General features: G+C 62.2%; 22 protein-coding genes. 15 read left to right on the top strand and 7 right to left on the bottom strand.

Annotation, left to right across the window (positions count from 1 at the left end; translation table 11 throughout):
• Nucleotides 1-67: 67 nt before the first annotated feature.
• On the bottom strand, nucleotides 68-868 hold the full coding sequence (locus BM136_RS20915) for a helix-turn-helix domain-containing protein (RefSeq protein ID WP_092975229.1): 801 nt from the start codon (nucleotides 866-868) through the stop codon (nucleotides 68-70).
• Between the two features lie 296 nt (nucleotides 869-1,164).
• Between BM136_RS20915 and BM136_RS20910 the strand changes: the two genes are divergently transcribed.
• The 7 genes from BM136_RS20910 (at nucleotide 1,165) to mgtA (ending at nucleotide 10,384) form a co-directional block, all read left to right on the top strand.
• Nucleotides 1,165-2,511, top strand: a complete 1,347-nt coding sequence (locus BM136_RS20910) for a PAS domain-containing sensor histidine kinase (RefSeq protein WP_092975226.1) — start codon at nucleotides 1,165-1,167, stop codon at nucleotides 2,509-2,511.
• Nucleotides 2,508-3,155 carry a response regulator gene (locus BM136_RS20905; protein WP_092975223.1) on the top strand — a complete coding sequence of 216 codons (648 nt, stop codon included), beginning with the start codon at nucleotides 2,508-2,510 and terminating at the stop codon, nucleotides 3,153-3,155. The genes BM136_RS20910 and BM136_RS20905 overlap by 4 nt, the downstream gene beginning before the upstream one ends.
• A gap of 144 nt (nucleotides 3,156-3,299) precedes the next feature.
• A complete protein-coding gene (locus tag BM136_RS20900) occupies nucleotides 3,300-4,436 on the top strand; it encodes an ABC transporter permease (protein ID WP_092975221.1) in 1,137 nt (378 codons plus the stop codon).
• Nucleotides 4,433-5,137: an ABC transporter ATP-binding protein gene (locus BM136_RS20895; RefSeq protein ID WP_175537185.1), complete on the top strand. Its 705-nt coding sequence runs from the start codon at nucleotides 4,433-4,435 to the stop codon at nucleotides 5,135-5,137. Before BM136_RS20900 ends, BM136_RS20895 begins: the two co-directional genes overlap by 4 nt.
• Nucleotides 5,134-6,219 carry an HlyD family secretion protein gene (locus tag BM136_RS20890; RefSeq protein ID WP_092975219.1) on the top strand — a complete coding sequence of 362 codons (1,086 nt, stop codon included), beginning with the start codon at nucleotides 5,134-5,136 and terminating at the stop codon, nucleotides 6,217-6,219. The genes BM136_RS20895 and BM136_RS20890 overlap by 4 nt, the downstream gene beginning before the upstream one ends.
• Before the next feature lie 17 nt (nucleotides 6,220-6,236).
• Nucleotides 6,237-7,691: an efflux transporter outer membrane subunit gene (locus BM136_RS20885; RefSeq protein WP_175537184.1), complete on the top strand. Its 1,455-nt coding sequence runs from the start codon at nucleotides 6,237-6,239 to the stop codon at nucleotides 7,689-7,691.
• 101 nt (nucleotides 7,692-7,792) lie between these two features.
• Entirely contained in the window at nucleotides 7,793-10,384 is a 2,592-nt protein-coding gene (gene mgtA, locus BM136_RS20880) for a magnesium-translocating P-type ATPase (protein ID WP_254775719.1), read from the top strand.
• A gap of 9 nt (nucleotides 10,385-10,393) precedes the next feature.
• Here the strand turns inward: mgtA and BM136_RS20875 are convergent, their stop codons facing one another.
• The 4 genes from BM136_RS20875 to BM136_RS20860 all read right to left on the bottom strand — a co-directional run bounded on the left by BM136_RS20875 (nucleotide 10,394) and on the right by BM136_RS20860 (nucleotide 14,044).
• Nucleotides 10,394-11,044 carry a phosphoribosyltransferase gene (locus BM136_RS20875; RefSeq protein ID WP_092975211.1) on the bottom strand — a complete coding sequence of 217 codons (651 nt, stop codon included), beginning with the start codon at nucleotides 11,042-11,044 and terminating at the stop codon, nucleotides 10,394-10,396.
• A gap of 4 nt (nucleotides 11,045-11,048) precedes the next feature.
• Nucleotides 11,049-11,732: a dienelactone hydrolase family protein gene (locus tag BM136_RS20870; RefSeq protein WP_092975208.1), complete on the bottom strand. Its 684-nt coding sequence runs from the start codon at nucleotides 11,730-11,732 to the stop codon at nucleotides 11,049-11,051.
• Between the two features lie 87 nt (nucleotides 11,733-11,819).
• Nucleotides 11,820-12,308 carry a hypothetical protein gene (locus tag BM136_RS20865; RefSeq protein ID WP_092975205.1) on the bottom strand — a complete coding sequence of 163 codons (489 nt, stop codon included), beginning with the start codon at nucleotides 12,306-12,308 and terminating at the stop codon, nucleotides 11,820-11,822.
• A gap of 185 nt (nucleotides 12,309-12,493) precedes the next feature.
• Nucleotides 12,494-14,044: a bifunctional aminoglycoside phosphotransferase/ATP-binding protein gene (locus BM136_RS20860; protein ID WP_092975202.1), complete on the bottom strand. Its 1,551-nt coding sequence runs from the start codon at nucleotides 14,042-14,044 to the stop codon at nucleotides 12,494-12,496.
• A 126-nt stretch (nucleotides 14,045-14,170) separates the two neighbouring features.
• Between BM136_RS20860 and BM136_RS20855 the strand changes: the two genes are divergently transcribed.
• From BM136_RS20855 to phbB, 4 genes are all read left to right on the top strand, one after another.
• Nucleotides 14,171-15,208 (top strand): zinc-dependent alcohol dehydrogenase family protein, encoded by a 1,038-nt coding sequence (locus BM136_RS20855; RefSeq protein WP_092975571.1) that lies wholly within the window; start codon nucleotides 14,171-14,173, stop codon nucleotides 15,206-15,208.
• 47 nt (nucleotides 15,209-15,255) lie between these two features.
• Nucleotides 15,256-15,909, top strand: a complete 654-nt coding sequence (locus BM136_RS20850) for a nitroreductase family protein (protein ID WP_092975568.1) — start codon at nucleotides 15,256-15,258, stop codon at nucleotides 15,907-15,909.
• 176 nt (nucleotides 15,910-16,085) lie between these two features.
• The gene (locus tag BM136_RS20845) at nucleotides 16,086-16,421 is read left to right on the top strand and encodes a carboxypeptidase regulatory-like domain-containing protein (protein ID WP_254775717.1); all 336 of its coding nucleotides are present in this window, start codon (nucleotides 16,086-16,088) and stop codon (nucleotides 16,419-16,421) included.
• Nucleotides 16,422-16,428: 7 nt separating this feature from the next.
• Complete coding sequence (gene phbB / locus BM136_RS20840; protein WP_092975196.1) at nucleotides 16,429-17,175, top strand: acetoacetyl-CoA reductase; 747 nt, start codon at nucleotides 16,429-16,431, stop codon at nucleotides 17,173-17,175.
• Nucleotides 17,176-17,204: 29 nt separating this feature from the next.
• Here phbB and BM136_RS20835 read toward each other — a convergent pair whose 3' ends face one another.
• Nucleotides 17,205-17,522, bottom strand: a complete 318-nt coding sequence (locus BM136_RS20835; RefSeq protein ID WP_092975193.1) for an HPF/RaiA family ribosome-associated protein — start codon at nucleotides 17,520-17,522, stop codon at nucleotides 17,205-17,207.
• Between the two features lie 2 nt (nucleotides 17,523-17,524).
• Nucleotides 17,525-17,794 carry a hypothetical protein gene (locus tag BM136_RS25650; RefSeq protein ID WP_254775716.1) on the bottom strand — a complete coding sequence of 90 codons (270 nt, stop codon included), beginning with the start codon at nucleotides 17,792-17,794 and terminating at the stop codon, nucleotides 17,525-17,527.
• A 486-nt stretch (nucleotides 17,795-18,280) separates the two neighbouring features.
• On the opposite strand from BM136_RS25650, the gene BM136_RS20825 reads away from it, so the two are divergent.
• Genes BM136_RS20825 through BM136_RS20810 form a run of 4 tightly spaced genes read left to right on the top strand, consistent with a single transcriptional unit; the run spans nucleotide 18,281 to nucleotide 23,319 of the window.
• On the top strand, nucleotides 18,281-18,874 hold the full coding sequence (locus tag BM136_RS20825) for a rhomboid family intramembrane serine protease (RefSeq protein WP_092975190.1): 594 nt from the start codon (nucleotides 18,281-18,283) through the stop codon (nucleotides 18,872-18,874).
• 53 nt (nucleotides 18,875-18,927) lie between these two features.
• Nucleotides 18,928-19,716 (top strand): polysaccharide deacetylase family protein, encoded by a 789-nt coding sequence (locus BM136_RS20820; RefSeq protein WP_092975187.1) that lies wholly within the window; start codon nucleotides 18,928-18,930, stop codon nucleotides 19,714-19,716.
• Complete coding sequence (locus BM136_RS20815) at nucleotides 19,691-20,971, top strand: putative glycoside hydrolase (protein WP_092975184.1); 1,281 nt, start codon at nucleotides 19,691-19,693, stop codon at nucleotides 20,969-20,971. The genes BM136_RS20820 and BM136_RS20815 overlap by 26 nt, the downstream gene beginning before the upstream one ends.
• Nucleotides 20,926-23,319, top strand: a complete 2,394-nt coding sequence (locus tag BM136_RS20810; protein WP_092975181.1) for an exo-beta-N-acetylmuramidase NamZ domain-containing protein — start codon at nucleotides 20,926-20,928, stop codon at nucleotides 23,317-23,319. The genes BM136_RS20815 and BM136_RS20810 overlap by 46 nt, the downstream gene beginning before the upstream one ends.
• The last annotated feature ends 41 nt before the right edge of the window (nucleotides 23,320-23,360 follow it).

Raw genomic sequence — 23,360 nt, 5'->3', positions numbered from 1 at the left:
GCAGGAAAAACGCCGCCCCACCAGAAAAAGCGGGGCGGCGTGATTTTTTGAGCGGCAGGGCGAGCGGTCAAAGCTCCGTCAGTGCCGCCTTGTCAGTCAGCTCGATGTTCTTGCCACTCACGACGATCCAGCCTTCGCGCTGGAATCTCGACAGCGCACGGCTGACCGTCTCAAGCTGCATGCCGAGGTAGCTGCCGATTTCTTCGCGGGTCATGCGCAGCGTGAAGCTCAAAGCGGAGTACCCGCGGTCCTGCATGCGCGTGGAGAGATTCAGCAGGAAGGTGGCAACACGCGCTTCCGCGCTCAGCCCGGCGAGCAGCAGCATGAGGCCTGACTCGCGCACGATCTCTTCAGCCATCAATTGGTGAAGGCGACGTTGCAGTGGGCGGATGTCCTGGCACAGGTCTTCAATGCAGTGGAACGGCATGGAGCAGACCGTGCTGTCTTCCAGGGCAATCGCATCGCAGGTGTGGCGATCTGCGGCAATGCCGTCCAGGCCAAGCGTTTCGCCCGGCAATTGGAATCCGGTGACGTGACTTGCGCCGTTGGGGTGCGACACGACCGTTTTGAACGATCCCGACCGAATGGCATAGAGCGCGTGGAAGCTGTCACCTGCGCGGAAGAGTGCTTCGCCTTTGGCGATCTTGCGCCAGGTGTGCACCATCTGATCGAGCTGTTCGCGTTGCCCGGATGGCACAGCGCTCGCGATACAGGTCCAATGCATCATGCAATTGCCACATTGGCTGTTCGGGATCAGTGGCGTAGTCTCCCGGGCCTGTGTGGCGTCGCGCACCAGCCTGAGTTGGGGCAGCGCAGCAGGCTGCCGAAGTTCAACGGGTACGGGGGACTCTATCGTGCGCGGAATCATGGGGCGGCTCCGGAAGGCGTCTGTGGTCTTTGAACCACACATCCTCGGTGAGGTGGTGGGTATCCGGTCACTGCCCTCCATCAAGGCTCGGTGTCCGTAGGCAGAAGTATCGGAGGCGCGGCGTTTGCGCGAAATCAGGCGGCGCTGAGATGTGCGTCGGGATGCGCCATGCCCCTGTCAGGGTTTCCTGACAGCCACAGCAGGGTTTTCCGGAGGGCTTCTCCGTCACATGGGGAGTATCAGCCGCTCCCGGAATGCGATATGTTGTTTGCTTCTAAGCCCTTTTCCGGTGTGCGGTGGCGGACCAAGACACTCAATCCTCGAAGGCAACGCACCGGCGCCTGCCGCAACTGCAATCCACTTCGGCCGAACTGATGGCGGGGGGGCTTGCGATTTTGCTGCTGGCCGCGACGGTTGCTCTGCGAGCCGTCGCCTTCCGGGCTTGGGATGCCCACTTCATCCTGTTGGCCGCGGCAAGCATCGCTGCGGTTGTCGCACTGGTGTTCTATTGGCTGCGGCTTCGGAAGTTGCGAGCCGCTGTCGCCCGGGACGTGACCTACCTTGAAAAGAGCGAAGCCCGGCTGGCCGGCATCATTCGTTCGTCCATGGAAGCCATCATTTCCGTGGATGAAGCCCAACGCATCGTGCTGTTCAATCCCATGGCCGAAACCCTGTTTGGTTGTCCGGCTCGCCATGCCATCGGCCGGCAGTTGTCAAACTTCATTCCTGAGCGGTTTCGCGGCGCGCACGAAGCGCACGTGCGGCGTTTCGGGGTGACGGGCGTGTCGGAGCGCCAGATGGGCAAGCAGCGCCCGCTGTTTGCCCTGCATACCGATGGGCGGGAATTCCCGATCGAAGCGTCGATTTCACAGATCGAGGTGAACGGGGGCAAGCTCTTCACGGTGATGCTGCGTGACACCACGGAACGTGTCCGCGCGGAAGCGGCGCTGCGGCGCTCTCAGGAAGAACTGCAGCATCTGTCGGACAGCGTTCTGGCCACGCGCGAAGAAGAGCGGCACCGCATCGCCCGTGAGCTGCACGACGATCTGGGCCAGCGTCTGAGCGCACTCAAGATGGACATTTCGCTGCTGGCGGCGGATCTGCGGGCCGCAGGAAGTGACAAGGCGCTAATCGACCAGACGCAGGCGATGCAACACGTGATCGACGAGACGATTGTTGCTGTGCGACAGATCTCTGCTGACCTTCGGCCGCCCTTGCTGGATGAGCTGGGGCTCGTGCCCTCCATCGAATGGATGGCCAAGAATTTTCGCCAGCGCTTTGGCTTGGTCGTGAACGTGCATGCGCAAGAGCTGGCAATGAACGAGCGCGCTGCCATCTCGGTCTTTCGGATCGTGCAGGAGGCGCTCAACAATGTCGTGCGCCACGCCGATGCCACTCGCGTTGAGATCGCGTTCTCGCAGCAGGATGACCTGCTGGAGTTGTCCATTCAAGACAATGGGCATGGCTGGAGTGGGGCGCCGCCGGCGGTGGGTGAACGCAAGCCACTGGGGTTGCTTGGCATCCGCGAACGTGCCCGGTTATTGGGCGGGCAGGCAACGATCACCCATGCGCCTGGCGGCGGCTTTCGCCTGAGCGTGAGCTTTCCCGCCGTTCACGAAGCCACTGAGGAGGCGCGGACATGATTCGCGTGATGATCGCCGACGATCATGCCGTGATGCGCGATGGCGTGCGCCATATCCTGGAGCGCGCGGGCGATTTTGAAGTCGCATGCGAAGCGTCCGACGGTACGCAGGTCTTGCAACTGGTGCGTGACAACCAACCGCAGGTGATCGTGCTGGATCTTTCGATGCCGGGGCGCAGCGGGCTGGAACTGCTCCGCCAGCTGCACGACGATCACCCCAGGGTGCGCGTGCTGGTGCTGACCATGCATGCTGAAGAACAGTACGTGGCCCGCGCCTTCCGTGCAGGGGCGGCCGGCTACCTGACGAAGGAAAGCGCCGCGACCGAACTGGTCACCGCGCTGCAGAAGGTGGCGAGCGGCGGCACGTATGTCAGCCCGCCCATGGCGGAGAAGCTTGCGCACAGCCTGGGCGAGCCCAGCGAGGAGGCGGCCCACACGCGCCTGTCCGATCGTGAGATGGAGGTCTATCGGCGGCTGGTGCGAGGCGAGCCCTTGACCGAGATTGCCACCAGTCTGTGTGTGAGCGCCAAGACCATTAGCACCTACAAGATGCGGCTGATGGACAAGCTGCAGCTCTCCAGCGAAGCCGCCCTCGTGCGTTACGCGATACGTCATCGCTTGTTTTCCGACGACGATACGCTGTAGCGCATTCTCCGCAGGACTGAGCCCGGCCTTGCGACACATCAAAGGCCGCCGCCCCGGAATCGCTATCGTTGATGCACATGCATCGGCCGGTCGGTATCACCCCGGGGCGCTCCCCTGTCTGCCGTGCATGGCCAAGGGGGCCATGTGCAAGCCATTCTCAAACTCGCTTACAAGCTGCTGGTCAATGACAAGGCCAAGCTGAGCGGCTTGCTGGTCGGCATTACGTTTGCGGTGTTTCTGATGATTGAGATGACGTCGCTGTTTGCGGGCGTGCTCAATCGGTCTTCGTCTGCCGTGTACAACATCGGCGCACGCATGTGGGTCATGGACCCGGCTGTCAACACCGTGGCCAACACGATCGGCATGCCGGAGTATGTTCTTGATGCGGTGCGCAGCATTCACGGTGTGAAGTTTGCCGTGCCGCTGTATTCAGGTGGTGCACTTGTGCGCCTGAAGAGCGGGACATATCAGCCTGTGACCGTCGTCGGCATCGACGACACCAGCCTGTTCGGCCGCCCGCACATGCTCAGCGGCCGTATCCAGGATCTGTACGGCGAGAACGCTTTCATCGTCATCCAGGACGCCGAGTTCGGAAAGCTGGAAAACCCGCATATCGGCACCGAGTTCGAGGTTAATGACCACCGGGGAGTGATCGTCGGCATTGGCGAGGTGGCGACCAGCGGATTGTTTGGCGTGCCCACCCTGTACACAACGTACCGTCGCGCTGTGCAATATCTGCCCGGTACGCGCTACACGATGTCGTACATCCTGATCGAGCCCAAGACCGAAGCCGACATTGCAGCGATCGAACGCGCGGTAGACCGGCTCGGTTATCGCGCCCTGACCAAGGAAGAGTTCATCAGCCGCATTTCGCACTTCTATACCTTCCAGACCGGGCTTGGCACCAACATCCTGCTGATGACGGTGATCAGCTTCGTGGTAGGGCTGTCCATATCGGGGCAGACGTTCTACACCTTCATTCTCGAAAACCTGGAGCGCTTTGGCGCACTCAAGGCCATCGGAGCCAAGGGGCGTGAGCTGGTCACGATGATCGTTTTCCAGGCCACGTTCGTTGCGCTGGTGGGCTACGGGCTGGGCATCGGCCTATGCGCCGCGTCGATTGCGCTGGTGCGCCTTCGCATTCCGGACTACGCAGCCATGATCACGTTCACCAATCTGATGCTGGCGCTGGCCATGGTGATCGTGATCGCCGGTATATCGGGCTATATCGGCGTGCGTAAGGTCCTGCACATCGAGCCCTTTGACATCTTCCGGGGTTGATCGTGGCCAACGTTGCCATTGCCGCACAGGCGCTCGATAAATGGTTTGGCGAGGGCGAGGCGCGTACTCGCGCGCTCATGCAGGTCAGTTTCGAGGCCGAATTCAACGAGATGCTGTTCATCGTCGGGCCCTCGGGTAGCGGCAAGACCACGTTGCTGAGCGTGATCTCCGGCATTCTGCGCCCGGATGGCGGCCGCGCTGTCGTGGACGGGGTCGATATCTGGAGCCTGGGCGGCGACGCACTAGCCGATTTCCGCTTGAGCAAGATCGGCTTCGTGTTTCAGGACTACCACCTGTTCCCGCGCCTCACCACGGTCGAGAACGTCGCCATTCCGCTGATCCTGCGGCATGTCGCGTGGGACACAGCGCTCGACCAAGCCATGCATTACCTCGATGTGGTTGGGCTGAAGAACCGTGCGCAGTTGCCGCCGGTCAAGCTCAGCGGTGGAGAGCAGCAGCGCGTGGCGATTGCACGCGCCATCGTTTCGCAGCCCGACATCCTCATCCTGGATGAACCCACCGCATCGCTGGATGGCGACACCGGCCGCTCCATCATGCAGTTCGTAAAGACGGAAATCCTGAACGCGCACCGCTGCATCGTGATCGTGACGCACGACGCGCGCATCCTCGACATGGCCAGCCGCATCCTCGATATGGAGGATGGCAAGCTGAGCCGCATTGAACACGGAGAGATGCGATGAAGATCCGATGGTTGTTTGTGCTCTCTGTGATCGGCGCGCTGGCTGGGGTTGGGGCGGCCATCTACTACGCACGGCAGAAGCCACCGCTGCCGCCTGTTTTCCAACCCGCTGCCAATCCGTACGCGACGGGCATTTACGCCAACGGCATTGTCGAAAGCGATCAGCCTAGCGGTGCCAATCTGAACCTGTATGCCGAGGTGTCGGGCACTGTCGCGCGTATCGCCGTGCAGGAAGGGCAAGCGGTCAAGCGCGGCGATGTCCTGATCCAGATCGAGGATTCCGTGCAACGCGCCCTGACGGCACAACAGCAGTCGCAAGCGGATGCCGTCGATGCCCAGTTGAACGCGCTGCTGGCCCAACCGCGTAAGGAAGCGCTGGAGGTCACCCGTGCACAGGTGAGCGCCGCAGATGCCGGTTTGCGCACCGTGCAGGATCAGTTGGATAAGCTTGAGGCGGCTGCCCGGCTCAACCCCAAGGCCGTCAGTCGCGATGCAATGGACAACGCTGCCAACGCGGTACGGGTGGCGCACGGCAATCTTGCTGTTGCGCAACGTCAGTACGACCTGACGCGCGCCGGCGCCTGGAGCTACGACATCCGTACGCTGCAGAAACAGCGCGATGCCTTGCAGAAGGGTGCGGCAGCGGCAGCGGCGCTGCTCGAAAAATATGCCGTGCGGGCGCCGATGGACGGTGTTGTCATGTCCGTCAACACGGCGATGGGTGGCTATGTATCGCCGCAGGGTACCTATGACGCCTACACGCGAGCCAACGTGCCCCTGGTCACGATGAGCACCGGTCAGAACAAGCTGGCCGTGCGTGTGTATGTGGACGAGATTCTGGTGCACCGCCTTCCGCCGGGCTCGGTACAGGCACGCATGTTCGTGCGCGGCACCGATGTCAGCGTGCCGCTGGAGTTTGTGCGCGTGCAGCCCTACGTGTCGCCCAAGGTCGAGTTATCCGACCTGCGCTCGGAACGCGTGGATGTGCGCGTGCTTCCGTTGCTTTTTCGCTTCAAGCAGCCTGACAAGCTCGCCGTCTATCCCGGCCAGCTGGTCGACGTCTATCTGCAGGGGGCGTCGTGAAAACGGTGGCGTGTGCGATGGCCGCAGCGCTGATGGTTTCGGGCTGTGCCGTCGGACCGGATTTTCACGCACCGCCTGCGCCCGGCGTCGATCGCTATCTTCATGATGGCGATCCTGCCCAGGCTGCCTCTGCAGATGGCATTGCGCAGCGCTTCACGGCTGCCACAGTGCCTGCAGACTGGTGGCACGCCCTCGGCAGTCCTGCGCTTGATCAGGCCATGGAAGCAGCCATTACGGCCAACCCGAGCCTGCAGCAGGCAGAAGCAAACCTGCGCGCCGCGCAAGACTTGTTGCGAGCTGGCGCTGGAGTGTTCTATCCGCAGGTGGCTGGATCAGCCGATGTGTCACGTCAGGCAGCGGTGCCCGCCAGGCTCGGGCAGACCGGCGCGCCAAGCCTTTTTATGCTGTGGACACTGGGGGCATCCATCAGTTACGCGGTCGATATCTTTGGCGGCAATCGGCGTGCGGTGGAAGCACTGGCGGCGCAGGCGGAAGAGCAAAGGTATGTAGTGGCCGCTGCCTACCTCACCCTGACCGGCAATCTGGTGAACACCGTGATTGCCCATGCCGCCTATCGGGCGGAAATCGACACCACGCGCCGCCTGATTTCCGTGGTGCGCGAGCAAGTGGAGATTGCGCATGCGCAGGTCGAAGCCGGCGTCACGGCGCATGCCAGCGAGTTGAGCCTTGCCTCGCAATTGGCGTCGTTGGAGGCATCACTGCCGCCGCTGGAGCAAAAGCGTGACCAGGCTGCGCATCTGCAGGTGGTGCTGGCCGGCCGATTTCCTTCGGAGACAGACCCCGTAGACGTTGCGCTCAATGGGCTGCAACTGCCGGCGGACCTGCCCAGACTGGTGCCCTCTGAACTGGTGCGCCAGCGGCCCGACGTTCTGGCCGCACAGGCACGCCTGCACCAAGCCAGCGCCGAGGTGGGTGTTGCAACGGCGGCGATGCTGCCCAGTTTGACCCTGAGCGCAGACTACGCCCGGATGAGCGGTCGCAGCGCAGATCTGTTTGGCGCAAAAGCCGGCGCCTGGAGCGTGGGGGCAAGCCTTGCCGCCCCGCTGTTTGAGGGCGGCACCCTGTATTTCCGTCGTTCCGCATCCCGGCAGGCTTTGCAGGCCGCCGATGCCGGCTATCGGCAGGTGGTGCTCTCGTCGTTCGAACAGGTGGCCGATGTGCTGAGGGCACTTGAACACGATGCAGCGCAGCTTGACGCACAGTTGCGCGCACTGGCGGCCGCAAGTGCCACCCTGGAAGAGATCAACGCGAACTACCGTGCCGGTGTTGCTAACTATCTGCAGGTGTTGAGTGCCGACCTGCAGTATCAGCAAGCCGTGCTTGGCACGCTACAAGTGCGTGCACAGCGGCTGCAAGACACCGTGGCGCTGTTCCTTGCGCTGGGCGGGGGTTGGCGTGGCGCCAGCATTGAACCGCCGGTAGCGGGACACGCACAGCAACCGCCGGGGTGACGACGAGCGTTGAGTTGCGTCAAAGCCCGGCGCGCGTCCTGCGCTCTAATGGTTTGCACATCCAGGTGCTTTGCACGCAATTTCCCATGCGCATCATGCCCATGCCGTCTCCGCATTTGCCCGCCGACGATCTCTCGATGTGGTCGGTGCTTGCCTCACAGGACGTGCTGGGCCGGCTTCAGACCCAGACGCACGGCCTGACGCAGGAAGCCGCAGCACAGCGCCTGCGTGAACACGGGCTCAACCGCGTGGCCAACGGCCATCACGAGGCTGTGCTGAGTGAGCTGGTGCGCCGCTCGGTCAATCCGCTGAATGTGCTGCTCATCTCGCTGGCGGGCGTCTCGGCGGTGTTGGGCGATATACGGGCGGCGGTGCTGATTGCCGTCATGGTGGTACTGAGCGTTGTGTTGGGCTTTCTGCAGGAGCATCGCTCCAACCGCGCGGCGGAGGCACTGCGTCGCATGGTGCACACAACGGCAACGGTAAGGCGCATCGGTTCCGACGGCGCCGAAGCAAGCCAGGAAATCCCGATCGAGCAACTGGTGCCGGGCGATATCGTGCAGCTTTCCGCCGGCGACATGGTGCCGGCGGACTTGCGGCTGCTCAGCGCGAAGGATGTGTTCGTCAACCAGTCGGCCCTGACTGGTGAGGCTATGCCGCAGGAAAAGCATGCGGAACCTTCCGACAGTCAACCTGCGGCAGATTTCGATCGACCTAATCTGTGCTTCATGGGCAGCGCCGTGGTGAGCGGCTACGCGACGGGCGTTGTCCTGACCACCGGCCGCCGGACCGCCTTTGGTCATGTGGCGAACCTGATTGCCGGGCAACGCGAGCAGACCAGCTTTGATCGCGGCATTACCCGGTTCACCTGGCTGATGCTGACGCTGATCCTGGTGATGGCGCCCACGGTCTTTCTCATCAATGGACTGACCAAGGGCAACTGGTTCGAGGCGCTGTTGTTTGCGGTGGCCGTGGCCGTTGGTCTGACGCCCGAGATGCTGCCGATGATCGTCACGGTCAATCTGGCCAAGGGCGCCATTGCCATGTCGCGCAAGAAGGTCATCGTCAAGCGGCTCAACGCCATCCAGAATTTCGGTGCGATGGATGTGCTGTGCACCGACAAGACCGGCACGCTCACACAAGACCGCATCATCCTCAAGCATCACCTGGATTTGCGCGGTGAAGAATCAGATGAAGTACTGGAGTATGCGTTTCTTAACAGCTTCTATCAGTCCGGCCTGAAGAACCTGCTGGACGTGGCCGTGCTCAAGCACGTGGAGCTGGAACAGCGCCTGGATGTACATGCGCGTTTCCAGAAGATCGATGAGCTGCCGTTTGACTTCGAGCGGCGGCGCATGTCGGTGGTGCTGGCGCAGGACGATGGCAAACATGTGCTGATCTGCAAGGGTGCCGTGGAAGAAGTGCTGGCTGTCAGTGCGCGTTACGTGAACGGCGACGAGGCTGGCCCGCTGGAGGCAAGCCACCTCCAAGATACGCGGCAACTGGCGGAGAACCTGAATGCTGACGGTTTCCGTGTCGTGGCTGTTGCATACAAGGAGATGCCGCCCGAGCAAAACCAGTACGTCGTCACAGACGAGTCGGGGCTGACGTTGCTCGGGTACATCGCCTTTCTCGACCCACCGCGTGATACGGCCGCCCCTGCCATTGCTGCATTGAAGGCCCGCGGCGTGGCAGTCAAGATCCTGACCGGGGACAACGGCATTGTTGCGCGCAAGATCTGTCGCGAGGTCGGGCTGGCCGTGGAACCGGTGGTGCTTGGCACCGAGCTGGCCGCCATGTCACCTGACCAGATGGCCGAGGTAGCCGAGCGCGCGTCGGTGTTCGCCAAGGTATCGCCGGCGCAAAAGGCGGCCATTGTCGAGGCACTGCACCGCCGGGGCCATGTGGTGGGCTTCATGGGCGATGGCATTAACGATGGGCCGGCGCTCAAGGCCGCGGATGTCGGCATCTCCGTGGATAGCGCGGTCGATATTGCGAAGGAGTCCGCCGACATCATCCTGCTGGAGAAAAGTCTGGCCGTGCTGGGCGAGGGCGTGACGGAAGGGCGCAAGGTGTTCGGCAACATCGTCAAGTACATCAAGATGGGCGCCAGCTCGAACTTCGGAAACATGTTCAGCGTGCTGGGCGCAAGCCTGTTTCTGCCCTTTCTGCCAATGGCACCGGTGCAGGTTCTGCTCAACAACCTGCTCTACGACTTTTCGCAAACCGCAATCCCGACCGACAATGTAGACGAGGACTACCTTGTCAAACCACGACGATGGGAGATCGGCAGCATCTTGAAGTTCATGCTGTACATGGGGCCCGTCAGTTCGTTGTTTGATTTTGCGACCTATGCGCTGCTGCTGGGCGTCTTTCACGCGTGGGCGGATCCGGCGCTGTTCCAGTCCGGATGGTTTGTTGAATCGCTGCTCACGCAAACGCTCATCATCCATATCATCCGCACAGCCAGGGTGCCGTTCGTGCAAAGTCGGGCAAGTACCGCTCTGGTGCTGACCAGCATCGCCATTGCTTGCGTGGGTGTCGCCATGCCGTTGACATCGGTCGGGGCGCTGTTTGGCTTCGTACCGCTGCCGGCAGCGTACTGGCCGTGCCTGGCAGCGATCATAGTGGCCTACGGGTTGTGTGCCTATGTGATGAAAGCCTGGTACGTGCGCAGATACGGTCTGGATTGAGCGGGCATGTCAGCCAGCCTGGCGCTCGCTTTGCGGGGCCACGTCCAACGCAGCACGCACTTCGGCGTCTTCCACCTGAGGAAAGTCGGCGTAATACAAACCTACCGCCCGGAAGCCCTGCGGCGCGTAGAGGCAGACGACCTCATCGGCAAGCGGTCGGATCTCGTCCAGGCTGTCCGGCGCCGCCACGGGAACCGCGCAGATGAGGCGTTGCGGATGACGCTGCCGTATGGCGTGGAGTGCCGCCTTCATGGAAGCCCCGGTCGCCAGCCCATCGTCGACCACGATCACAACGCGTCCTTCTACGTCATACGGACCGCGATTTGGAGTATAGAGCGCACGGCGCCGACGGATGACTTCCATTTGTTCAGCGCTTTCCTGTTCGAGGTATGTCGTGTCCGCGCCAATGCGGCTCGCATAGGGTGCGAAGTAGGTCCAGCCGCCTTCTTCCACAGAGCCGACAGCCAGTTCAGGGTTGAACGGCGCGCCGAGTTTGCGAACCAGCACCACATCAAGCTGACCGCCGAGTGCGTGTGCGATGAGTGCGCTCATTGGAACCGCACCCCTTGGGATGGCCAACACCAGTGGGTGCATGTCCCGATACTTTTCCAGCGCCTGCGCCAGCATGCGCGCTGCATCTAATCGATCTTTGAATCGCACGGGGCTACCTCGCGTGTCGTTGGGGTTGGGTGGCAGCGCTCAAATAGCGGACGAACCATGCCCGCGCCAGCTCGGCCACCTGTTCGAGGGCACCCTCTTCTTCAAAAAGGTGTGTTGCGTGCGGCACCGTCTCAAGGGCTTTCTCACAACGCATCTGGCTCAGCGCTTGCCGGTTGAGATCGAGAACGTCCGAATCGGCCGCACCTACGATCAGCAGGGTCGGGCAGGCGAGTTTGTCCAGTGCGCGTGGGCCCGCAAGATCCGGCCGACCGCCGCGGCTGACGACCGCCTCGATCGGGCAGGCGTCGTCCGACTCGGTCGCTGCCAGGATCGCGGCCGCGGCTCCGGTGCTGGCGCCAAAATACCCGAGGCGTAACCCGCGTTCGCGGGCGATGCTGCCCACCGCGCGTGTGGCTGTACGCAGACGCCGCGCCAGTAGGTCGATGTCGAACCGGCACGAGGCATGCGATGCCTCTTCGGCACTCAACAGATCGAACAGCAGCGTGCCCAAGCCGGCGGCATGAAGCTGATCGGCAACATACCGGTTGCGCGGGCTGAGCCGCGAACTGCCGCTGCCATGCGCAAAGATCACCAGGCCGGTTGCATTGCCGGGGCAGTCCAACGTGCCTTCCAGCACTGCGTCGTCCGCCACGATATCCATGCTCAGAGAAAGTGGCTCGGCATTCATGGATGGGGTTTCCTGGAGTGAGGTGGCAGCCTGGCGGCTGGAGGCTGCCGGTCGTCTTGTGCTCGATACGGGCGAGGCGTGTGACGATCAGGCGGTCTGTTCAGCTTTTCCCTTTGCTGGGCGGGCCAGTCCGTTCTTCTTCGCCTCGGAGTCTGGCGGAGCCATGTGGTTGAAGCTGTCAAAGAAGGCCTTCAGCGAATCGGATGATGCGGCAAACAACTGCGAGGAAGAGGTCTGTCCTTCAGGTTGCTGCATTTGCTGAGTCCACTCAGTCAGTCGACGCAAATAGGCCGCCTGTAGCTTGTTCGTGAAATCGGCCCATGTCTTCAGAGCGTTAGCACCGTGGCTCGATTGCATCTTCATGAAGATGCTCTGCGCAGCGGCCAGCGATGTCCAGTCATGCGTGCCACTCAGCTCATGTTCCAACGCACGCAGATCTTCCAGCGCAGCCTCTGCCAGCTTGAGGCGGAAATGGGCCAGGTCGATCTGCGCCTCGAGCATGAAGCTGGCGGTGCGGCTCATATCGCGCATGGCGACGCATGCCAGGTTGCATGCCATATCAGCAGGTTGTTGCATTGTGATCTCCGGTGGGGTCTTGGCGGACAGGTGAACGGGGCCGCCGAATGAGGTTTCCATCTGCAGCGTAGGCACTCTGCAGTTGTGTGCGTTGATATGGCGCAAACTGGCGGCCGCGCGTGAAACACCATCGCCGCAGTGCTAGGTCTCGTGGCACTTGGTTGCCTGAGCCAGGCCGTGCAGAATCATTGCCCTTTGCCTTTGATGTAAGGCACCACGTTCGACATTTCGTCAGGTATCACATGTGCCCGCTCGTCCGCACTGAGAGGCTGTTGTGTGGCGATCTGGGCCTCCAGCACGTGCAGATCTGCCTCGGATGCGTCGAGCCCACCGCGCATGCGCTTGCGGATGCGCATACGCAGCCTGTCGACGTCGGCAACGCAGTCCACGATGGCCACGGCCACCCTCAACCGCCGGGCCAGCGAGAAGAAACGTCTGCGTTGATGCTCGGCCAGGAACGTCGCGTCCGCAATCATCGGAAAACCAGACCTCGCGCCCACCTTGCAAACGGCGGCCAGACGCCGATAAGTACGTTCGACCGCACGGGGCAGGTAACGATCTATGGCGGCGACATGCTGGACGCGTTGGCGTTCAACATCGGAGCGCACGCGGATCATCCCTTCTGCTTCGGCAAGCTGTGCGGCGCGGGTGGATTTTCCGCTGCCGGAAAGGCCATGCATGAGAAGAATGCAGGCGTCGTTTCGGCAGAGCAGCTCCCGAGACAGGTCGAGCATGCGGCGTGCCTCGGCGCGCGGCTTGGCGGCCAGATCGGGCGTTCCGTCCAACTGATGGGCGCGTTCCAGCAGCACGCGGGCGCGCACGAGTGCGCGCATCGATGCGTAGAAAGGCAGTACCGTCAACCCGCCATAGTCGCCACATCGTTCGAGATAACGGTTGATCAGGCGATACGCCATCGCATGCAGGCCCGCTGCGAGCAAGTCCATGAACAGAAAGGCTGTGTCGTACATGGTGTCGATCCACCGGAGCGACGGCGAGAATTCAAGGCAGTCGAACGGCGTCGGCTGGCCATTGATCAAGACGATGTTGCCCAGGTGCAGATCACCATGGCATTCGCGGATGTGCTGGCAGCGCAGGCGTGACGCAAACGTCTCTTCGAGGCGACTTGCGTGTTGACGAAGCAGCGATATCGTGGCCGCCGCAATCGGGGGTTCCGTGCTGAGGGCAACGACACCCGCTGCGCAATCCTCAAGCGTGCGCCGAACGCTTGCAGGTGTTCCAGCGTCTGAACCGGCGCGGGCGACAGGCGCGGTTGCGTGGAAGTCTGCAATCAGGTCGGCCAGCGCGTCGATCTCTTCGGGGCGGACCTGCGAATCATGGGCCAATGTGCTCAGCACGTCTTGCTGGGCGAAGCGGCGCATGCGGACCGCGTACTCACAAGGCACGCCTTGTCCATTGACGCGGATGGCATCCGTGGCCGGATCGTGCGAGATCGGCACCACGCCAAGGTATAGCGCTGGGGCGAGGCGGCGGTTGAGACGGCACTCCTCTTCGCAGTCGATCTGTCGCGCACGGAGCGTCGAAAAATCGACGAAGTCCAGCTTGATCGGCTTGCGCACTTTGTATGCAAAATCGCCCGCCAGGAAAACCCACGACAGATGGGTTTCGATCATCTGCAGATCGGCAGCGGGGTGCGGATACGCTGCCGCCTCAAGCATGCGTGTGACCAAGGCTTCCGCTGGCTGCGTGCATGGAATAGTGGTGGCTTGTTCGGCCATACGCAGTTTCGCCTCCGGATACAAGAGGTCAATATCGCGCGGTTGCCGCCATGCGCCCTGACGTAGATCAACGTCCGCGCAGGGCGGTTGCCTAGCATGGAGTCATCGTCCTCTTTGGTGATTGCCATGAAAGCACTCGTCTACGAAGGGCCCGGCAAGATCACTCTGGCCGACAAGCCGAAACCGGAATTGCAGGCGCCCGGCGACGCGGTAGTGCGCGTTACGTTGACGACCATTTGCGGTACCGACCTGCACATCATCAAGGGCGACGTGCCGACATGCGAGTCGGGGCGCACGCTGGGCCACGAGGGCGTGGGTGTGGTGGAGTCAGTGGGCGCGGCGGTGACATCGCTCCAGCCTGGTGACCACGTGCTGATCTCGTGCATCTCGTCTTGCGGCAAATGTGCGAACTGCCGGTGCGGCATGTACTCGCACTGCGAGACGGGCGGCTGGATCCTGGGCAATCGCATCGACGGCGTGCAGGCTGAGTACGTCAGGATTCCGCACGCCGAGACCAGCCTTTACAAACTGCCGCCAGGCGTCGATGAAGAAGCGCTGGTCATGCTGTCCGACATCTTTCCGACCGGATTCGAATGCGGCGTGCTCAACGGTCGCGTGAAGCCCGGCAGCAGCGTGGCGATTGTCGGTGCCGGCCCCATCGGGCTGGCTTCGTTGCTGACGGCGCAGTTTTACTCGCCCGCGCAGATCATCATGATCGACACGAACGCGGCGCGGCTGGAGGTGGCCGGCCGGCTGGGCGCAACGGCCTGCATTGATGTCTCCAATGAAGACGCGGTTGCCGCCGTGAAGCGGCTGACGGAGGGCGTAGGAGTCGATTGTGCAATCGAGGCGGTGGGCGTGCCCGCGACGTTCGAACTCTGCCAGCAGCTCGTTGCGCCGGGTGGGGTGATTGCGAACATTGGCGTGCATGGCGTCAAGGCAGATCTGCATCTGGAAACCTTGTGGAGCCAGAACATCGCCATCACCACGAGGCTCGTGGATACGGTCAGCACACCGATGCTCCTTAAAACAGTGCGTGCGGGGAAGCTGATGCCTGGGCAGCTCATCACGCACCGGTTCAAGCTCGATGACATCCTCACCGCCTACGACACGTTCCGCAATGCTGCGCAGACACATGCGCTGAAGGTGATCATCTCAGCCTAGGCGGCGACACACGTTCGATGGATTTTCAGTTTTGTGAGGTGGATGCCATGAGCGAGGCGATGCTCCTGTCTTATGACCCTGTGCAGTATCTGTTGCCGCCACCAGCGTCCCACGCTGCGCCGGCAGCCATTGCACTGGCGCCGCCGCTATTGGATGGCGGTGGCACGTTGACCGCGGCGCTGATCAAGCGAAAAAGCGTGCGCGAGTTCGCGCCGACGCCACTGTCTCTGCAGCAACTGAGCGAATTGCTATGGGCGGCGAACGGCATCAACCGGCCAGAAACGGGCGGGCGCACCGCGCCGTCAGCGCATGGCTTGAATGAAATCGACATCTACGTCGCGCTGCCAGAGGGCGTCTACGAATACGAGCCGGTGGCGCATCGTTTGCGGCTCAAGCACGCCGTGGACGCGCGCAACCTCACCGGATATCAGGACTTTGTCGGCAAGGCGCCGCTGGATCTGGTGTACGTGGTGAACCATGCGCGTGCAGACCAGATGCCCGGAGCGGTGCGCGAAACCTTTGCCGGCGTAGCGGCAGGGGCAATCTCGCAGAACGTATCACTTTACTGTGCCTCGGCGGGGCTGGGCTGCGTGGTGCGCGGCTGGCTCAATCAGCGTCTTCTGGCAGAGGCCCTGTCGCTCAATGAAGACGAAGTTCCGATACTGGCACAAACGGTCGGTCAGCCGGCCGCAGAGCAATGAGGTATGAGATGAGCAAGGCATGTCGTCTTTCGCCACGCTGCCTTCTTGCCGCGTTGGCTTTTGCCGCCAGCGCGCACGCTGGTGCAGCTGGACCGGATGCGGCGGCCCCGGAGGTTCGCTTCCAGAATGAGATCGCCTATGTGTCAGGCGGTGTGGGGAGCGACGAGCGAGACACCATGCACGCAATGGCACGTCGTTTCAATGTGCGGCTGAACGTGGTGTCGGCCAGAACCGGCGAGGCGTTATCGGACGTGGACGTGTCGGTTGCGGACGAGCGCGGCACGCTCCGTTTGCGCGTGCGCACGGAAGGACCGCTGTTGTATATGCGATTGCCGCGCGGGCGTTATCAGATAACGGCCGCGTATCGGGGCGTGATGCAGACCCTGAGCATTCGCGCTGGCGCGCAGCCGGTCGATGCCGTTGTCCGGTTGCGTATCGAACCCGGAGCAGACGAGTGGCTGCTGTGCAAGCGCGATTGCCCTCGCACTGGCGCACGCCCGACGACGCGATGAGGCCATCATGACAACATATCGCATTGCGCTCATCACCGGTGGTATGGGCGGTCTGGGCGAAGCCATTGCCGTCCGTCTGCATGCCCAAGGGCATCGGGTTGTGGTCACGCATTCGTTGCGCAATACGCGTGTGACCGCATGGCTGGCCGAACAGCGTGCCCAAGGACGTCTGTTCCAGACATTCGCAGTGGATGTGGCCGACTACGACGCTTGCCAGCGATGCGCATCGGATGTGCTCACGACGGTAGGCCCCGTCGACATTCTTGTGAACAACGCCGGCATCACGCAGGACATGACCTTCAAGCGCATGACGCTGGATGCCTGGCGGAACGTGCTGGCCACCGATCTCGACTCCGTCTTCAACATGACCAAGCCGCTGTACGAAGGCATGATCGAGCGCGGTTGGGGCCGCATTATCAATATCTCGTCGGTCAATGGATCGCGGGGCGCGTTCGGGCAGACGAACTACGCGGCCGCCAAGGCCGGCATACACGGGTTCACCAAGGCGCTGGCACTCGAGTGTGCGTCAAAGGGCGTGACCGTCAACACGATTTCGCCTGGTTATCTCGCCACGCGAATGACGCGCGATATTTCCAGCGAGATCATGCAAGAGCGCATTCTTCCGCAAATCCCGGTAGGCCGTCTCGGCCGGCCGGAAGAAGTGGCTGCCCTGGTGGCATTTCTGTGCGGCGAGGACGCCGCCTACGTTACCGGTGCCAACGTTGCCGTGAATGGTGGCTTGCACATGCAATAGCGCATGCGCATGCACACGACCACGACGCCTCAAGAGTGTGATCCGCGTTTGTCGTTGGCCTCGACGAGCATGCGTTCCACGTGCGTGAAAGCCTCGCGAAGTGCGACATATGGGTCCTCGTTGGAGCTGTTGCTCGAAACATGCGTCTCATGCGGGGTGAGCACGTTGACGTGGACGTCGAACGGCTTGCCCTGATGTTGATGCTTGGCTCCCACGGCAAGACTGACGCGGCAGCGTATGAGATCGCCACGAATACGCTTCAAGCGGTCTGCAAGGGTGGCAACCGTTTCTTCGACAGCCTTGGAATGCGGAATACCCTGGAACGAAATATCGACTGGCAGGCTCATGGTCAGGCTCCGGTTGTTGGGTTGCCGGTGTTGACACCGATGCGTTCATTCTTGATCGCACGATTTCCGGCACCTTGATACGGATCAAGCCAATTGGCACGGCAGGCGATTTGTTGCGGTGCACATACAGACGACCTCAGATGATGCGCCAGTTCGGTTCTCACATCGTCCGCCGCAGCAGATATTCGAGTGGCGACGTCGTTGTAGTGCACGAGATGCTCAATGATCTGGGCGCGTTTTCTTCCTGTGATGAGCAGACCAAGGTTTCCCACGGTGTCGCGTCCTCGCCGGTAGCTTGCCGGAAACGACGGGTTGGTCGACTAGGCCGCTTGCCAGCAGGTAATGCATCAATGCATCGGCACAGGGCTTGGTGATTGCCAAACCATAACGGCGATCGCGCGCCATGCCGTTGAGGGGGCGAGCAACTGCAGTTCGCTTATACGGCGTGCCGCCGCAACACGAGCCAGCTCATCCAAGGATGCGGTGAACAGTTCGTGCTGCAGCGCACGGGCCTGCTTTGGGAAAGATTGGCGCGATGGCCTGGCCCACGGGGGACCGATAGGAAGCGTCCAATGGCACGAGGCATCCTCTTGCGTGCACGCGGGTCCATCGTTTCATCTGGCCGTGTCGTGGCCTTGCGCCACATCAAGGGAACCTGTGACTTTGCGGAACCACGACACGCCGTCGGACCGGCTTGCGCGAGATCAAGCTGGCCCACGCGCGCCGCCGTATCGTGGGCAGAGATCAGGGGTGCTTTCATGATCAAGCTGCTCATCTTCATCAACGTGGCCGTGTTCGGTGCAGAGCTCATTGCGGGAGACGCGTTGCTGCGTGCCTTTGCGCTCTGGCCGCTCGGCATATCAGGAGAGGGCATGCGGAGCGGATTCATGCCGTGGCAACCGCTGACATACGCCTTCCTACACGCAAATGGAGCGCATCTGGCGCTCAACATGTTTGGCCTCTACATGTTCGGGCGCGACGTGGAACGCGCCGTGGGAGCGCCTCGGACTTGGCTGCTTTATCTATCCAGCATCTTGAGTGCGGCGTTCGCGCAAATCGCTTTTACGGTCTTGAGCGTTTTTTCGGCGGGGCCGGTCATTGGCGCTTCCGGGGGCGTGTTCGGATTGCTTCTCGCTTATGCCGTCCTGTTTCCCAATCGCATGATCGTGCCGTTGATCCCACCCATCCCGATGCCTGCGTGGGTGTTTGCGACGCTCTATGCGATCGTGGAACTGACACTCGGCGTGAGCGGAACCGAAGTCGATGTCGCGCACTTTGCCCATCTGGGCGGCATGGCAGGCAGCGGGGTGCTGCTTTGGCATTGGCTGCGCGGCACACCACGCGAGTCGTAGGCTGTGCGGGTTAGGCGAGACATGCCATCCATCCTCCTTCGGAGCTGCGGCTGATGAAAACCTGGGTCTTCTCGTTGTGTTGCGCGCTTCTGATGATTGCGTACCCAAGCGCCAACGCAGATATGCCCACCGTGCAGCCGAGTGTAGTGGTGCTCGTCTATCACCGCTTTGCATCGACGGTGGATAGCAGCATGACGGTTCGGATGCCGACATTCGAAGCGCATCTGCGTGCGATCGAGGCGGCCGGTTATCGCATCGTTCCGCTCGCGGACATCCTGCGCTGGCACGAAGGCAAGCAAGATGCGCTGCCGGCGAAGGCTGTCGCCATTACCGTGGATGACGGCCATCGGTCCGTGTACGAGACGTTGTGGCCCGCGCTGCGCGGCCGGAGCATTCCTGTGACGCTATTTGTGTACCCGTCTGCCATCTCAAATGCCGCATACGCGATGACTTGGCTCCAGTTACAAGAGTTGGCCCGCACCGGCCAGTTTGACGTGCAGTCTCATACTTACTGGCATCCGAACTTCCGCGTGGAACGAATGCACCGTAGCGCCGATGATTTCGTCAAGTTCGCCCATGATCAGTTGCGCCGCGCAAAGGTGCGCATCGAAACAGAGATTGGTGTCCCGGTGCATTTTCTGGCGTGGCCTTTTGGCATCCACGATCCTGAACTGGAACGCATCGCGCAGGAGGAGGGCTACACCGCCGCCTTCACGCTGGACGCGCAACCACTGCGAGTGTCTCAACCCGCCCTGGCACTGCCCCGATACCTGATCACCGATGGTTGTGGCGCGCAATGCATGACGAACATTCTCAATGCAACCGGGGGCAACCATGACTAGCCGTCTGCGCCTCTGGCTTGCAGCGGCGTGGCTCTCTTGCGCGCAGGTTGCCGGCGCCGCCGAGCTTCGCGTGGTCGACGCACAGACCCATCTGCCCGTGGAAGGCGCAATCACATTCGTTCAGGGCGAGAGCGGAACGACCGATGCTGCTGGCCTGGTCGCCATTCCGGACACGGCAGTGGATGCACGCAAGACGGTCAGCATCCGCGCCCCCGGCTATGGTCGTGCCGAGCTGGTGCTTGGCGGCGCACAGCCCGCCACTGAGATAGCGCTCAAGCAGATCAAGCCCCGGGCGGTCTATCTGTCGGTACAGGGCGTATCCAATCGATCCTTGCGTGATGCGGCCGTTGCACTACAGGGCGAGACGGCCATCAATGCGCTGGTCATCGACATGAAGGGCGACCGCGGCGACACACCTTACCCGAGTGCGGCCCGTTCAGAAGTGGGCGTGGCGCCCGTACAGAAGAACGGTGCGGCCCGCACCGAGCAGTTTGCCGCCCTGATTCGTCAACTTCGTCTACGTGGCCTGTATCTGATTGCGCGCATTGTCGTCTTCAAGGACGACCGCCTGGCATTGGCGCACCCGGAATGGGCCGTGCGAGATCGCGATGGCGAGGTCTGGCGCGATCGCGAAGATCAACAATGGATCGACCCAAGTATCGAAGCCGCCTGGGCCAATACGCTTGACGTGGCGGAAGAGGCGGCAAGACTCGGATTCGACGAAATCCAGTTCGACTACCTGCGTTTTCCGGACGCCAACGGCTTGCAGTTCCATCAGGCCAACACGCAAGCACACCGGGTTGCGGCCGTGACAGGTTTTCTTGCGCAGGCGAGAGAGCGGCTGCGGCCATACAACATTTACTTGGCGGCGGATATTTTCGGCTACGTGTGCTGGAACACCGACGACACGGCGATCGGCCAACAGATCAACACACTGGGCGCTGTGGTCGACTACATTTCGCCCATGCTCTATCCATCAGGTTTCACATGGGGCTTGCCGGGCGTCAGAAAACCCACCGAGAAGCCCGGCGAGATCGTCTCGCACTCCCTGGCCGAAGCGAAGCGGCGCACAGGTTTTCCGGGGGCGAGGTTCCGGCCATGGCTGCAGGCGTTCCGGGACTATGCCTTTGATCATCGTGAGTTCAATGCGGAGATGATTCGCGCCCAAGTCGATGCTGCCGATGCGGAGGGAACCAACGGGTGGATGCTATGGAACGCGCGCAATCGGTACGATCGAGCCGATTTGCCGCGATAGTCGCGATATTGGGTGCGGTGCTGTTGGCCTGCATGCAAAGCGGGCGGGCCGCCCCCGTCACCAACGAGCTTGGGCCACTGGGTGCGCCTGTGCCCATGCACGATCTGGAAGCCGTAGTAGCCGCGCAGATTGCCGACGGTAATGTGGCCGGGGCGGTCGTAGCGATCGGTGATGCCAGCGGGGTGCGCGAACGCGTCGCGTTGGGTCAGCGATCCAACGGACCTGCCGCTGAGCCGATGACGGAAGACACGATCTTCGATCTGGCATCCCTTACCAAAGCAGTGGCCACGGCCACGGCGGTACTGCAGTTGGCCGAGCGCGGACGTTTGGAGTTGGACGCGCCGGCCAGCCGTTACTGGCCTCCCTTCGCAGACGGAGGGAAGGCGCACATCACAATCCGGCAGTTGCTTACTCACACTTCGGGGCTGCCTCCAGGCCTGGCCGCCCAATCGGAACTCCGGGGCCCCGCCACGGTGCTTCACGCCATCGGGGTCATGCCGCCGATTGCGGCGCCCGGGCATCGTGTCATCTACAGCGATCTCAACTATGTCGCCTTGGGTGAGGTCGTCCATCGTGTCAGTGGGATCGGGCTTGACGCATGGTGTGCGCAGAACATTTTCCAACCGCTTGGCATGCGCGACACGGCGTTCCGGCCGAGCCATAAGGCGATTCCCCGCATCGCGCCAACCATCATTCGCAACGGACGATGGCTTCGCGGCAAAGTGCATGATCCGACGGCCGCGGCACTGGGGGGTGTCTCCGGCAACGCGGGCCTGTTCTCCACGGCAGATAATCTCGCCAGGTTCGCCAGGATGCTCCTTGATGGGGGCCGCTTGGGGGATCGCCGTATCTTGCAACCGGCCAGCGTCGCCCAGCTGTTGACGCCGGACGGTTCGACAGCAGTGGAGGCGACGCGCACGCTGGGATGGGAAGTCCAGGCGCCGTTGATCCCCAACCGCTATCGCGCACCGCGTGCCGGACTTCTTCAGCACCTGGGCTATACCGGAACCGGCTTATGGATCGACTTGGTCACGCGACGATTCGTGATTGTGCTTACAAGCCGGCTGTATCCGGCCGAGCGGGGTAACGCCATGCCGTTGCGTGAGGCTGCGCTGAACCTGGTATCGAGCACTGCGCCGTTGCTCTCCGGTGAACAGATCGCGGCGCGCGCCCCGACCATGGCCGATGCGGTGATCAGTGCCGGAAGCCGCTTACCCATGGCGGTCGGTCCCGTACGATCCGGTATCGACGTGTTGGAGGCCAGCGGCTTCGCACCGCTTGCCGGAAAGCGGGTCGGCTTGGTCACGAATCACAGTGGCTTCGACGCCCAGGGACGGCGCACCATTGATGTACTCAATCAGGCACCCGGTGTGCGGTTGAGCGCCATCTTTGCGCCAGAGCATGGCATTGGCACCGATCTCGATGCGCGCTTTGGTGACACCATTGACGTACGCTCCAACGTGGTCGTCCATAGCCTCTACGGCAACAGCAAGGACATACCACGCAGCGCGCTGACCGATATCGACGTCCTGGTGTTTGACATCCAGGACGCTGGCGTACGGTTCTTTACCTACCTTGCCACCCTGGGGGCGACGCTCGAAGCGGCAGCGAAGGCCCACATCCCGGTGCTTGTGCTGGACCGTCCCAACCCGATGGGCGGTGATCTCGTTGGTGGGCCGGTATCCGATACGGCAAACCGCTCATTGACGAACTACGTGTCTCTGCCGCTTGTGCACGGCATGACGATCGGCGAGCTTGCCAGGTTGCTGAACGACCAGCTGCACATCGGCGCAGCACTGCATGTCGTAGCCATGGAGCAGTACGACCGCGCAATGCGCTTTGCCAATACCGGGCTGGGTTGGGTTCCGCCATCGCCAAACCTGCGTGACTTCGCTGCCTTGGAGCGATATCCGGATGTGGGGCTGATCGAGGGCGCAAGTGTCAGCGTGGGTAGGGGCACGTCGGCGCCCTTCGGCATGGTGGGGGCACCGTGGATGGACGGTGCAGCGGTCGCGCGAGAACTCAATGCGCTGGATACCGGTGCCACCTATACGCCCGTCCATTTTGTTCCCGCGGAGGGGCCATACCATGGCCGCTCGTGCTCGGGTGTGGCGATCCACCGGACGTCTGCGCTCACGCGCCCGGGCCGCATCGGTTTGGCACTGGCCCGGGTACTGTCGGTGCGCTATCCGGAGCATTTCAAGCTGGAGGCGATCCGTACCTCCGTTGGGTCAGAGACGGTCTGGGCAATGCTGCGGGATGGTGTGTCGCTGGACGCGATCGAGCACACCGTCATCGCGCAGACCGATGTCTTTCTTTCCGAGCGGGCCGCCTATCTGCTGTATTGAGGACGACGGCCGCTACGCGCCCAGACGGAGTCCGACAAGGC

It is taken from the genome of Ralstonia sp. NFACC01, assembly GCF_900115545.1.
In the GTDB taxonomy this organism is placed as follows: Bacteria; Pseudomonadota; Gammaproteobacteria; order Burkholderiales; family Burkholderiaceae; genus Ralstonia; species Ralstonia mojiangensis.
This window is presented reverse-complemented; position numbering and strand designations above follow the sequence as displayed.